12 protein-coding genes are annotated in these 11192 nt (G+C 74.1%); 6 read left to right on the top strand and 6 right to left on the bottom strand.

The genetic code is table 11. The annotated features are described in order from the left end of the window. Nucleotides 1-613 precede the first annotated feature (613 nt). Both ACIPSE_RS30740 and ACIPSE_RS30735 read right to left on the bottom strand, forming a co-directional pair. Complete coding sequence (locus ACIPSE_RS30740; protein ID WP_401668796.1) at nucleotides 614-1399, bottom strand: putative protein N(5)-glutamine methyltransferase; 786 nt, start codon at nucleotides 1397-1399, stop codon at nucleotides 614-616. A gap of 189 nt (nucleotides 1400-1588) precedes the next feature. Next, a complete protein-coding gene (locus ACIPSE_RS30735; RefSeq protein WP_401668794.1) occupies nucleotides 1589-2650 on the bottom strand; it encodes a hypothetical protein in 1062 nt (353 codons plus the stop codon). A 100-nt stretch (nucleotides 2651-2750) separates the two neighbouring features. Here ACIPSE_RS30735 and ACIPSE_RS30730 point away from each other — a divergent pair, with 100 nt between their 5' ends. Then, nucleotides 2751-3194 carry a MarR family winged helix-turn-helix transcriptional regulator gene (locus ACIPSE_RS30730; RefSeq protein WP_401668791.1) on the top strand — a complete coding sequence of 148 codons (444 nt, stop codon included), beginning with the start codon at nucleotides 2751-2753 and terminating at the stop codon, nucleotides 3192-3194. Between the two features lie 4 nt (nucleotides 3195-3198). Here ACIPSE_RS30730 and ACIPSE_RS30725 read toward each other — a convergent pair whose 3' ends face one another. Together ACIPSE_RS30725 and ACIPSE_RS30720 are read right to left on the bottom strand one after the other, a co-directional pair. Beyond that, the gene (locus tag ACIPSE_RS30725; RefSeq protein ID WP_401668789.1) at nucleotides 3199-3906 is read right to left on the bottom strand and encodes a GNAT family N-acetyltransferase; all 708 of its coding nucleotides are present in this window, start codon (nucleotides 3904-3906) and stop codon (nucleotides 3199-3201) included. Continuing rightward, nucleotides 3903-4829, bottom strand: coding sequence for an NADP-dependent oxidoreductase (locus tag ACIPSE_RS30720; protein ID WP_401668786.1), 927 nt, complete (start codon nucleotides 4827-4829; stop codon nucleotides 3903-3905). The genes ACIPSE_RS30725 and ACIPSE_RS30720 overlap by 4 nt, the downstream gene beginning before the upstream one ends. Before the next feature lie 182 nt (nucleotides 4830-5011). Here ACIPSE_RS30720 and ACIPSE_RS30715 point away from each other — a divergent pair, with 182 nt between their 5' ends. The 5 genes from ACIPSE_RS30715 to ACIPSE_RS30695 all read left to right on the top strand — a co-directional run bounded on the left by ACIPSE_RS30715 (nucleotide 5012) and on the right by ACIPSE_RS30695 (nucleotide 9375). After that, on the top strand, nucleotides 5012-5617 hold the full coding sequence (locus ACIPSE_RS30715; RefSeq protein ID WP_401668783.1) for a sulfite oxidase-like oxidoreductase: 606 nt from the start codon (nucleotides 5012-5014) through the stop codon (nucleotides 5615-5617). Next, entirely contained in the window at nucleotides 5610-6395 is a 786-nt protein-coding gene (locus tag ACIPSE_RS30710) for a ferredoxin reductase (protein WP_401668780.1), read from the top strand. The genes ACIPSE_RS30715 and ACIPSE_RS30710 overlap by 8 nt, the downstream gene beginning before the upstream one ends. A gap of 63 nt (nucleotides 6396-6458) precedes the next feature. After that, nucleotides 6459-7046, top strand: a complete 588-nt coding sequence (locus ACIPSE_RS30705) for a hypothetical protein (protein ID WP_401668778.1) — start codon at nucleotides 6459-6461, stop codon at nucleotides 7044-7046. Nucleotides 7047-7466: 420 nt separating this feature from the next. After that, entirely contained in the window at nucleotides 7467-8435 is a 969-nt protein-coding gene (locus ACIPSE_RS30700) for an acetylxylan esterase (RefSeq protein WP_401668775.1), read from the top strand. A gap of 169 nt (nucleotides 8436-8604) precedes the next feature. After that, on the top strand, nucleotides 8605-9375 hold the full coding sequence (locus ACIPSE_RS30695) for a winged helix-turn-helix domain-containing protein (RefSeq protein WP_401668773.1): 771 nt from the start codon (nucleotides 8605-8607) through the stop codon (nucleotides 9373-9375). On the opposite strand, the gene ACIPSE_RS30690 is transcribed toward ACIPSE_RS30695, so the two are convergent. Continuing rightward, a complete protein-coding gene (locus ACIPSE_RS30690) occupies nucleotides 9311-10249 on the bottom strand; it encodes an anti-sigma factor RsbA family regulatory protein (protein ID WP_401668771.1) in 939 nt (312 codons plus the stop codon). The two genes, ACIPSE_RS30695 and ACIPSE_RS30690, sit on opposite strands and share 65 nt — an antisense overlap. After that, nucleotides 10246-11139, bottom strand: coding sequence for an MEDS domain-containing protein (locus tag ACIPSE_RS30685; RefSeq protein WP_401668768.1), 894 nt, complete (start codon nucleotides 11137-11139; stop codon nucleotides 10246-10248). The genes ACIPSE_RS30690 and ACIPSE_RS30685 overlap by 4 nt, the downstream gene beginning before the upstream one ends. Nucleotides 11140-11192: the final 53 nt, after the last annotated feature.

The raw sequence follows: 11192 nt of genomic DNA, 5'->3' as shown, positions 1-11192 counted from the left end.
CACCAGGGCCACAGCGACACCCGCCTAGGCCGCGCCTTCCCGGACACCGCGGAGAAGCCGACCCCGAGCCAGTGGCGGGACACGCTCCCCGGACCGCAGGACGGACACGGCCCTCGCGAGTGGCGGAAGCCGGACACCACCACACCGGCCCCGCCCACCAGCGGCGCCACGACCTGACACCACCGGTCACCAGGGCCACAGCGACACCCGCCTAGGCCGCGCCTTCCCGGACACCGCGGAGAAGCCGACCCCGAGCCAGTGGCGGGACACGCTCCCCGGACCGGAGAACGATCCCACCCGAATGCCCGGACACGGCCCCCACGACGGTCCGAAGCCGCACACCACCACCAGCGGCGCCACGACCTGACACCGACGACCACCAGGGCCACACCGAGCAGCCCCCGCCGAGGCCGCACGCTCCCGGACACCGGGGAGAAGCCGGCCCCGGGCCGGAGAGCGGTCTCGGGCGCGTGCTCGGCCATGGCCCCGCGAGGGGTCGAAGCCGGTCACCGCGAGCAGCCCCCGCTCAGGCCGCGCCGACCACGTTCTCCCGGGGACCTGGGACGAGCCGGGCCCGGGCAGGTGGCGGGCCGTGCTCACGGGACCGATGGTGCTACGGCCTGACGCCTGTCACCACGTGGGCGAACAGCTCGTCGCAGACGGCCAGTTCGGCCGTCAGGCCGCTGCGGGCGAACGTGTCGAGGGCGGCCGGGGCCTGCCGTTCACTGGTCTCGACGAGGAGACAGCCGCCGGGGGCCAGCCAGTCCGGCGCCTCGGCGGCAACCCGGCGCAGGACGTCCAGGCCGTCCGTGCCGCCGTCCAGGGCGACCCTGGGCTCGTGGTCCCGGGCCTCCGCGGGCAGCAGCCCGATCTCGTCGGAGGGGACGTAGGGCACGTTCGCCGCGAGGATGCCGATCCGGCCGCGCAGACGGGCCGGGAGCGCCTCGAAGAGATCTCCGGCGTGCACGTGCCCGTCGTACGCGGCGACGTTGCGGCGGGCGCAGCGCACGGCGGCCGGGTCGATGTCGGCGGCGTGCAGTTCGGCACCGTCGAGGGCGGCGGCGAGGGCCGCGCCGACGGCGCCGGAGCCGCAGCACAGGTCCACGACCACGCGGGCGGCGGGAACCCGGGCGAGGGCCCGCTCGACGAGGAACTCGGTGCGGCGGCGGGGGACGAAGACGCCGGGTTCGACGCCTACCCGCAGTCCGCGGAACTCGGCCCAGCCGACGACGAGTTCGAGGGGGACGCCCGAGGCGCGGCGGGCGACCATCGCGGTGAGCTCGTCCGGGGTGCGGGCGGCGCCGAGGATGAGCCGGGCCTCGTCCTCGGCGAAGACACAGCCCGCGGCGCGCAGCGCGACGACGGCGGAGTCGTAGGAGGGGGCGGGAAACAGGGGCATGGAAGCCGAGAGCCTTTCGGTAGCCGAAGGGCGCTCTCGCGGTCAGCCGTTACCGGTGATCCGCGCCGACTCGGGGAGAGAGCACCCGACCTGACACAGCGGTAATGGGTCTCACCTCCTCGGTGGCACCGGCCGGGAATCTCCACGGCCGGGCAGTCACCTTACCCGACGGACCGGACGCCGACGGGATCAGACGCCGACGGTCTCCTCCGCCTCTTCCTCCGCCTCTTCCCCGGCCTTCTCCTCGATCCGCGGCTCGGTCCGCTGCTCGTCCCGCTTCCCGGCCTCCCGTACCGCGCGTCCGCGTTCGTACGCCGCGGCGACCGCCGTCACCGCGAGGCCGGCGACCAGCCAGCCCGCCAGGGTCCAGAGGGTGCGGCCGAGGCCGTCGCCGTCGAAGTAGAGGAGGCTGCGGGCGCCCTCGACGAAGCCGGCGCCGTTCCAGAAGGAGTGCAGGGTGCCGAAGAAGCCGTTCTGGAGGTCGGGGCGGTACAGGCCGCCGGAGGTGGTGAAGTTGAGCATCACGAAGAGCACCATCATGGCGAGGGTGGTCCACCGCTTGAGGAAGGTGTGCAGTCCGACGCCGATCAGCAGGATGCCCGCGGAGTAGAGCCACGCCATGCCCCACAGTCCCGCGAGGTCGTGGTGGGCGAGGTGGAAGAGCGGTCCGGCGAGCAGGGCGCCGATGCCGCTGACGACCGCGGAGACCGCGACGGCGAGCAGGGCGCGGACCCGCATCGGAAGGGTGCCGCCGGCGGCGCCGAGCGCGGCGACGGAGGCGTAGGAACCGATGCTCACCGCGACCAGCAGGAAGAACAGGCCCTGCCCCGTGGGGTCGTCGTCGACGGGCGCGGCCACGTCGGTGACCTCGAGCGGGACGCCCTGCGCGGTGGCGATCGGGGTGAAGACCTTCTCGGCGGCCAGGGTGTCCATGTCGGAGGCCGCGCTCGCGACGACCAGCTCGGGCGAGGTGGCGCTCGGCACGTAGGCGCCGGTGATGTCACGGGACCTGAGCAGTTCGACGGCGTCGGCGCGGGTCGCCACGGTCCGGACGTCCAGCGCCTCCCCCGCCTTGTCCTTGACGGTCTGGGCGAACACCTTGGTCTCGGCTCCCGAGCCCACGACAGCGACGGGCAGATGGTGCGGTTCCGGGGTCACGAACGCGCCCATGTAGGCGAGCCCCATGCCCAGGCACATCAGCAGCGGGGTGACCAGATGGGTGAGCACATGGCGCAGTGCGGGTGACCTCATCACGCACGACCTCCAGAGATCCGACGGACGGCACAAGAGTTGGCTTATACAACTCTCACTTCAAGTTGTACTATACAACCAAAACCGTGGAGGAGGTCACGTGGACGCCATCGAGGCCGTCGAGAGCATCCAGCGCGAGATGACGAGCTTCGCCCGACGGGCACGCGCCACGGCGGGGCGGATGCATCCCGAGCTGTCGCTCGTCTCGTACACCCTGCTCGGGCATCTGGAGGAGCGCGACGGCTGCCGGGCGATCGACCTGGCCGCGCACTACGCGCTGGACAAGTCCACGGTCAGCCGTCAGGTGGCCGCCCTGGAGCGCGCGGGGCTCGTCGAGCGGCGCGTCGACCCGGACGACCACCGGGTGCAGGTGCTGCATCTCACGGACGCCGGCCGGACGATCCTCGCCCAGGTGACCGAGAGCCGCCGGACGGCGTTCCGGGAGCGGCTCGCGGACTGGCCGGAGGAGGATCTCGTCCGGTTCGCCGGCTATCTGGCCCGCTACAACGCCTGGTCGGGCGAGGACACCGAGGACGCGGGGTAGGCGGTCACGACAGGGCCGCGAGCCGCTCCGGTGTCCGTGCCGCGAGGAACCGGGTCCGGCGGCGCAGCCGGAAGCCGAGCGCCTCGTACAGCCGGATGGCGTTGGTGTTGTGGGCGCCGGTGTGCAGGAACGGCGTTTCGCCGCGCTCCCGGATGCCGTGCGCGACGGCGAGGATCAGCCGGGTCGCCAGGCCCTCGCCGCGGAAGGCGGGGTCGGTGCAGACGGCGCTGATCTCGGTCCAGCCCGGCGGGTGCAGCCGCTCCCCCGCCATCGCGACGAGCGCGCCCTCGCGCCGGATGCCGAGATAGGTGCCCATGTCGACGGTGCGCGGCAGGAAGGGGCCGGGCTGGGTGCGGGCGACGAGGTCGAGCATCTCGGGCACGTCGGCGGGGCCGAGCCGGAGCGCCTCCGGTTCCGGCGCGGCGGCCAGACCGGCGTCCACGAACTGCACGCCCTCGATGCTGAACGTGATCTCCCAGCCCTGCGGCACCTCTCCCGCGTAGCCCGCCAGCGGGACCTCGGCGCCGGGGCCCGCGAGTTCCGCCACGTCCGCCCAGTCGTCGGGGCCGGGGTCGTCGGGCAGCGCCAGCCAGGGCGACACGTCCAGGGGGTAGCGCAGGACGCGTCCGCGCCGCTCGGCGAAGTGGGCGTGCGGTCCGGTGAGGGACGCGCGGGCCGGGTTGTCGAGCACCCGCTCGTCCGGGGCGCTCATCGGGCGACCTCGATGACAACCTTGCCGCGGGCGTGGCCTTCCTCGACGGTGCGCAGCGCTTCTCCGGCCCGCTCCAGCGGGAAGGTGGAGGTGACGTGGGGGTCGAGTCCGCCGTCGAGCACGAGCCGCGCGACCGCGTCCAGGACGGCCGCGGTGCGGGCGCGTTCCACACGGGCGCCGCCCAGCTCGGCCACCACCTCGGCCGGGGCCCCCGCGGTGATCAGCTTCGACCGGTCGGTGAGCAGCCCGGCGGCCTCGGTGAGGACGTCGCCGCCCACGAGGTCGTACACCCCGTCGACGCCGTCCGGCGCGGCGGCCCGCGCGGCGTCGGCCCAGTCGGGGCCGGAGGGGACGTGGACCGCGCCGAGGGACTCGACGAAGTCCTTCTTGGCCGCGCTCGCCACGCCCACCACCCGCAGCCCGGCCGACCGGGCGATCTGCAGGGCCGCCGCGCCCACTCCCCCGCCCGCGCCGGTGACCAGGAGCGTCGATCCGGACGGCAGGCCGAGCTGGACGACCCCGTCGTAGGCGGTCGCGGCGGCGACCGGCAGGGTCGCGGCGTCACGGAAGGAGAGCTCCGCGGGCTTGTGCGCGGTGACCTCGGCGGACAGCAGGGCGTACTCGGCGTAGCCGCCGGCCACCGTGTTCCCGAAGACCTCGTCCCCGGCCGCGAAGCCCTCTACGCCCTCGCCGACCGCCTCGACGACTCCGGCGACCTCGCTGCCGAGGACGGCGGGGAAGGCCCGCTCGCCGGTGTCGCCGGGACGGCGGTAGCCGCTGCGGATCTTCCAGTCGACGGGGTTCACGCCTGCGGCGCGTACCGCGGCCAGGATCTCGCCCGGCCCGGGGACCGGCTTGTCCAGCTCCGCCAGTGCCTCGGTCTCCGGACCGCCGTACCGCGTGAAGACGTACGCCTCGGGCATGGTTCCCACACTCCTTCGCTCGCACCGTGCATCAGGCGGCAAGGCCGGCCGGCCGACGCCTATTCCCGGGTCGGCGGAGTGTTCATACGGCCGCAATGATCGGGGCGTGACGTGCACCGCGTCGCCTCCGGCCCGCGCTGACCAGGGCGGGAGCACCCTCGTCGACAGCGTACGGTTGAAGCATGAACGTCACCCGAGGCTTCACCGGACGCCCCCGCGTCCACAACCCCGGTCTGCCGCCGGGGCAGTACGACGCGGGCGACGACTGGCCCGTGCTGTCCGCCGAGGTCACGCCGGACCTGTCGCCCGCCGACTGGACCTTCCGCGTGGACGGGCTGGTCGAGGAACCGCGCACCTGGGACTGGGACGAGGCGCACACGCTGCCCGGTTCGGCGTACGAGGGCGACATCCACTGTGTGACGAGCTGGTCGAAGTTCGGCGTGCGCTTCGGCGGGGTGTCCCTGGACGCGTTCTTCGACGCGGTGCGCCCGCACGCCTCGGCGACCCACGCCGTCGCGTACTCGCACACCGGGTACACCACGAACCTGCCGCTGGCCGATCTGACCGGCGGGCGGGCCTGGATCGCCTGGGAGTTCGGCGGGAAGCCGCTCGCGGCCGAGCACGGCGGGCCCGCCCGGCTGCTCGTGCCGCACCTGTACTTCTGGAAGAGCGCCAAGTGGATCGCGGGCATCCGGCTCCTGGACCACGACGAGCCGGGGTTCTGGGAGCAGAACGGCTATCACGCGCGGGGCAACCCGTGGGAGGAGCAGCGGTACTCCGGTGACTGAGCAATCGACCCAGAGCCTCGACCGGGCCACGCGGTTCGCCCCGGCCACGCGGTTCGCCGTGCCCGGGCGGATCGCCGTGAGCAACCGGGCCGCGGCGGTGTGGCAGACGGCCACGCTCACCGAGATCCGCCGGGAGACGCCGGGCGCCGCCACGTTCCGGTTCGCCGTGCCCGCGTGGGCGGGCCATCTGCCCGGCCAGCATCTGATGCTGCGGCTGGCCGCCGGGGACGGCTACACGGCCCAGCGGCACTACTCGATCGCCTCCGCGCCCGAGGACGAGGGACACGTCGAACTGACCCTGGACCATGTCGAGGGCGGCGAGGTGTCCGGCTGGTTCCACACCGAGGCCAGGCCCGGTGACCAGGTCGAGGTGCGGGGACCGCTGAGCGGGTTCTTCGCCTGGCCCGGCGACCGGCCCGCGCTCCTCATCGGCGCCGGGTCCGGGGTCGTGCCGCTGATGTCGATGGTGCGCCACCGCCGGATGCGGAACCTGTCCGTGCCGCTGCGGCTGCTGGTGTCCGCGCGCAGCCCGGAGGACCTCATCTACGCCCGCGAGTACGGTGCGGAGACGACGCCCGTCTTCACGCGCAGCGCCCCGTCGGGGGTGCCGGTGGGACGGATGACCGCCGCCCATGTGGCGCCGCTCCTGGCGGAGCAGCACCCTGGTGGGTGGGAAGCCTATGTGTGCGGGTCCAACGCCTTCGCCGAGCACGCCTCGCGGCTGCTCGTGGAGGCCGGGCAGCCGGTGGATCGGATCAGGATCGAACGCTTCGGCTGACCGGGGCGAAGGCCCCATGGCCCGGACTCCGGTGGGCACTCGCGCGGGTGCGAGGAGGTCGACATGCGACAACGGGTGCGCGGCTGGCGCCGGCGGGAGAATCCGCTGCGCCGCCGGTCGGACGTGGTCGAGGCGTGGACGGCGCTGGCCGTCGTGGCGCTGCTGCTCGTACTGGCGCCGCTCGTCGGGACGCTCACCGCCTGCTGGGCGCACACCGAGGCCCAGCGGGCCGCGGCGGCGCAGCGCGCCGACCGGCACAGTGTGCGCGCCGAGGTCGTCGGCCCGATCCCCGAAACCCTGCCGACCGTGCAGGGCAACGGTCCGCGCACCGTGCGCACGACGGTGGCCTGGACGGAACCGGGCCAGGCGCGCAGGACGGCCGACGCGCGGGTCCCCGCCGGCTCGCACCCCGGTGACATGGTCGAGGTGTGGTTCGACGACCGGGGCCGCAACGTCCAGGAGCCGCCGAGCGGCGTCGCCGTGTGGCAGCACACCCTCACGATCGGCGTCTGTGCCGGGGCCGGCACGGTCGGCGTGATCCTCCTGGGCCGCCTGCTGGTGCGGCAGGTGTCGCTGCGGCACCGGCTCGCGGAGTGGGAGGAGGAGTGGGCCCGCACCGAACCGGAGTGGACGCGGCGCAGGTCCGCCTGAACGCGACGGCGCCGACACGGCACCCACCCTCACCGCACCACCGCCCGGCGCGGACGCAACGTCACTCCTCGCCACACCACCGCCCGGCCCGGGAGCGGCATCAGCCGTCGACGCAGCATGGCCCGGAGCGAGCGGCGCGCAGGTCCGCATGACTGCGGCCGGGGTCGCTCAGGGGGTGGTGACCCGACCTCCTGGCTCGACGGGCCGCCCGTCGGAGCACCGGCCGGCCGTCCCCCGTCGATCCGGGTCGGCGGGCCCTGACCAGCGGTCCGGCACCGCCGATCGCCCCTCCAAAAGCGTCTGACGCGGCGGGCTCCCGGGGCGTGGGCGGACCGGGGTCTGGTGATTGATCGGACCACCCACGTACGGTGTGATCACTCGCACGCATCCGTCCGTTCCTCGCCCCGAAGGCGGTCCTGCATGGCCCTGTTCGACCTTCCCCTCGATGAACTGCGCCGCTACCGGGGCGCGTCGACCGCGCCCGAGGGGTTCGACGCGTTCTGGTCCGCGACGCTCCAGGAGGCCCGCGCGTACGACCTGGACGCCCGGTTCGAGCCGGTCGACACGGGTCTGGCGACGGTCGAGGTGTTCGACGTGACGTTCGCCGGGTTCGGCGGCCACCCGGTCAAGGGCTGGCTGACGCTGCCCGTCGGCACCACCGAACCGCTGCCGGTCGTGGTGGAGTTCGTCGGGTACGGCCTCGGCCGCGGGCTGCCGCACGAGCATCTGCTGTGGGCGTCCACGGGGCGCGCGCACTTCGTGATGGACAGCCGCGGTCAGGGCAGCGGCAACGGCGGCGGGGGTGCCACGGCCGACCCGGTCGGCGCGGGGCCCGCCTACCCCGGCTACATGACCCGCGGGATCGACTCCCCGGAGAACTACTACTACCGGCGGCTGTTCACGGACGCCGTCCGGGCCGTCGAGGCGGCCCGCTCCCATCCCCTGGTCGACGCCGCGCGCACCGCGGTCACCGGAATCAGCCAGGGCGGCGGGATCACCCTCGCGGTCGGCGGGCTGGTGCCGGACCTGGTCGCGGTCGCGCCGGACGTGCCGTTCCTGTGCGACTTCCGGCGCGCGGCGACGCTGACGGACCGTCACCCGTACCGGGAGATCGGCCTGTTCCTCCGGACCCACCGGGGTCGTACCGAGGAGGCGCTGCGCACGCTCTCCTTCTTCGACGGGGTCCACTTCGCCGCGCGGGGCAGCGCGCCTGCCCTGTTCTCCACCGGGCTGGAGGACCTCACCTGCCCGCCTTCCACCGTCTTCGCCGCCTTCAACAACTGGCCGCACGAGGACCGGTCGATCGAGGTCTACGACTTCAACGACCATGAGGGCGGCGGCCCTTACCAGGAGGCGGCCAAGCTGCGGTGGCTGCGCTCGCGGCTCTGAGCGCGGGTTCCTGATGGGCCTGTGGGGGCGGCGCGGGCGGGCGTCCGGGGGCGGTGCGGTTTCGGCCGTTCCCCCGGGCCGGTCTTCCCTCGTGGTTTAGACCAATGCTAGATCTGGTGGCGCACCGAGCCCGCACGGCTACAGGATGTCACCGACCAGGAGGCGCGGCATGGCCCGCTCCACCCCCACCCCCGCTGCCCGCAGCACGCCCGACGCCGATCGGCCGCTCTACTGGAGGATCGCCGCCACGCTGCTCGAAGAGCTGCGCGACGGCACGATCCCGCCCGGTCGGCGGCTGCCGGGCGAGCGGCGGCTGGCCGAGCACTTCGGGGCCAGCCGGGAGACCGTGCGCCAGGCGCTCCAGGTGCTGCGGCACAGCGGTGCCGTCACCACCGACCGGCGCGGCACCCACGCCGCGCTGCCCGGTGAGCCCGTGCGGACCCCCTCGGCGCTCGCCTTCCCGGTCGGCGCCCGGACCGGCGTCGAGGCCGACCGGGCCACGGTCGCCTGGGAGACGCCTCCGCCGGGCCACGCCGAGGCGCTCGGGCTCGCCCCGCACCGGCCCACGCTGGTGCACCGCTACGAGGCGGCGGGCGGGCTGCGCACCGCCGTGACCTCGTTCTCCGCGGTGGCGCTCGCGGAGGTCGAGGAGCTGGGCCGCTACCGCGACCGCGCGGACGGCCGGGGTTCGGCCCAACTCCGGCGCGCCTACGACTGGATGCGCCAGGCGGGGCTGACGCTGCACCACCGTGACTCCATCGTGCCGCTGGCGGACTCGGTGCGGGTGACCCGACGGGTGCACGACCAGTACGCCCGGCCGCTGGAGATCACCGATCTGCTGCTGGACGCCGAACAGGACGCGCTGGTCTACGAGTTCACGCTTCCGGCCGACGGAAGCAGAGCTGGACGACCGAGCCCGACGGCGTCAGGTCCTCGCTGACCAGGTCGGCCAACTGCCGTACCAGCCACATCCCGTGGCCGGCCGGGGCGTGGCGCTCCGGTGGCAGATGGCCGGGGAACGCCGGTCGGGGCACCGGGGTGTGCCCGCCGTCGTCGTGGACCTCGCAGATCACGTACTCGGCGTCCCCGCGCAGCCGTACGACCCCCTGACCGCCGCCGTGGCGCAGGACGTTGACCACCGTCTCGTGGACCGCCGCCACCAGGTCGCGGGTCCGCTGCTCGGGCATTCCGGCGCGGCGCGCGTAGGCGGACACGGCCCTGCGCACCGTGGCCGAGCCGCCGCGCCGGAAGGGGATGTCGTCGGGTCCCGCGAGGGCGGAGCGGCTGCGCCGGGCGTCGCACTCGGCGTAGAAGGCTCCGGGGTCGGTGTAGGCGCCGGTGAGGGTGCCGTCGGCGTGTTCGGGGTGGGTGCGGGCGGCGGTGCGGACGATGTCGGCGGGCAGGACGCGGGTGTCGTAGGGGCACAGGATCCAGTGGGCGCTGCCGGCGAAGGCGACGTTCAGGACGGACTCGTAGCGGGCCCACTCCCGTATCTCGAAGTCGCTGCGGCCCGCCCAGACGGGCTCGCCGATGATCCGCACCCGGCGTCCGGGGCCCTGCCGTTCGCAGTAGGCGTGGTAGCGGCCCAGGGTGCGGGAGGGGTAGTCGTACCAGTCGCGGGCGTCGACGGACTCGACCTCGGCGGAGCGGACGCCGAGCGCCTCGCGGAGCAGGGTGAGGTTGTGTCGGGAGACCGCCGCGAGGACGCGGTCGCCTGCGTCGAGTCCGTCGCGGGCGAAGCCCGTCGCGGTGGCGAGGAAGGCGCTGTCCGAGTCGTAGCACAGGGCCTGGTGGACGAAGCCGCCTCGGGTCATGACGCGTCCCCGTCCGGTTCGAGGCGCAGGCCCGGGACCCGGTCCCAGCCGTTCACCCGCAGGACGCGCCGGACATGGGGTGCGACGCCGTGGAGCACGAGGGTGCCGCCCGCCGTGGACAGGCCGAGCGCCGAGAACACCAGCAGGCGCAGCGCCCCGACGTCGATGAAGCTCAGGTTCCGCAGATCGAGGCGGGTGAGCGGACCGGTGGGCGTACGGGAGTGGGGGCGGGCGCGCTCCGCATGCAGGGCGCGGGCCACGGCGGTGACGTTCGTGTCGTCGACCTCTCCCGCCAGGGCGAGGCCGGGGGGTGCGAAGGTACGGGTGATGGACAGCAGGTCGTCGCGCCACACGGCGTCCGCGCCGACCCGGCCGTGGTGCAGCACGGTGAGGGGGTCGAGTTCGGACTCGTCGAAGACGCGGCGGTCGTACTGGCAGATGCCGAGGACGGGCAGGGCGGCGAAGACGGGATCGAGGAGGAGTTCGCTGTCGCGCAGGGTCCTGAGGCCCTTTCCGGCCTGGGCGCGCAGGATCTCCGTCGCCACTCTCAGGCCGAGGTAACCGTCGGCGACCGCGCGGAGGGCCTCACGGCGGATCACCTCGTCGAGGTCCCGCAGGCCCTGCGGGGAGGACAGGTGTCCGTCGACCCGCAGCCGTCCGGCCGCGAGTTCGTCGCCGACCGCGCAGCCGTGCGCCTCGAGGAAGGAGAGGGCGAGTTTCGCGGGCAGGTCCGCGGGCGGCAGCAACAGCCCCCGGTGGCCGCAGGCGAGGCCGTCGAGCAGGAACGCGGCGAGCACCGTCTCGCGCTCCTCGTCGGTCTCGTAGCCGAGGAGGAGATGGTCGCCGTGACGCATCTGTCCCACCGCGGTCCGGGTGGGCGGCACCGCCATCCACGCACCTCCCTCGACCGGCCTCCACGTCCACGCTACGCCCGGAACGGGCC

The organism is Streptomyces sp. NPDC090106, assembly GCF_044747265.1.
In the GTDB taxonomy this organism is placed as follows: Bacteria; Actinomycetota; Actinomycetes; order Streptomycetales; family Streptomycetaceae; genus Streptomyces.
The sequence above is the reverse complement of the archived record's forward strand: the minus strand, read 5'-3'. Positions and strand labels throughout refer to the sequence as shown.